A 632-nucleotide genomic window follows, 5' to 3' on the forward strand; every position below is an offset into this window, starting at 1 on the left:
ATGCCTGATTCGTCGAATGATATTCGATACCGTCATCCGTAGCGAAAGGACAGATAGAGCGACTTTATGCCAAAACGTACCGACATTAAAAGTATTCTGATTCTGGGCGCAGGCCCGATTGTTATTGGCCAGGCGTGTGAGTTTGATTACTCTGGAGCTCAAGCGTGTAAAGCGCTGCGCGAAGAAGGTTACCGGGTAATTCTGGTTAACTCTAACCCCGCTACCATTATGACCGATCCGGAAATGGCCGATGCCACTTATATTGAGCCCATTCACTGGGAAGTGGTCGAGAAGATTATAGAGCGTGAACGTCCTGATGCTGTTTTACCGACCATGGGTGGGCAAACGGCTTTGAATTGCGCTTTGGATCTTGACCGACACGGTGTACTTGAACGTTATAAAGTGGAAATGATTGGCGCCAATGCAGACGCTATTGATAAAGCCGAGAACCGTGACCGCTTTGACAAAGCGATGAAAGCAATTGGACTTGAGACACCTAACGCTGAAATGGCACACAGCTTAGATGAAGCCTTCGATGTACTTAGCCGATTGGGTTTCCCTTGTATTATTCGTCCGTCTTTCACTATGGGTGGCAGCGGCGGCGGTATCGCTTATAACCGCGAAGAATTTGA

1 pseudogene is annotated in these 632 nt (G+C 48.1%); it reads left to right on the forward strand.

Annotated elements, in window-relative coordinates:
* Positions 1 to 66 precede the first annotated feature (66 nt).
* Positions 67 to 632, forward strand: a pseudogene (gene carB / locus B3180_RS15520) (carbamoyl phosphate synthase large subunit); the annotation flags it as partial.

Origin of the sequence: Idiomarina sp. UBA4206 (assembly GCF_002383015.1) — a bacterium.
Lineage (GTDB): Bacteria > Pseudomonadota > Gammaproteobacteria > Enterobacterales > Alteromonadaceae > Idiomarina > Idiomarina abyssalis.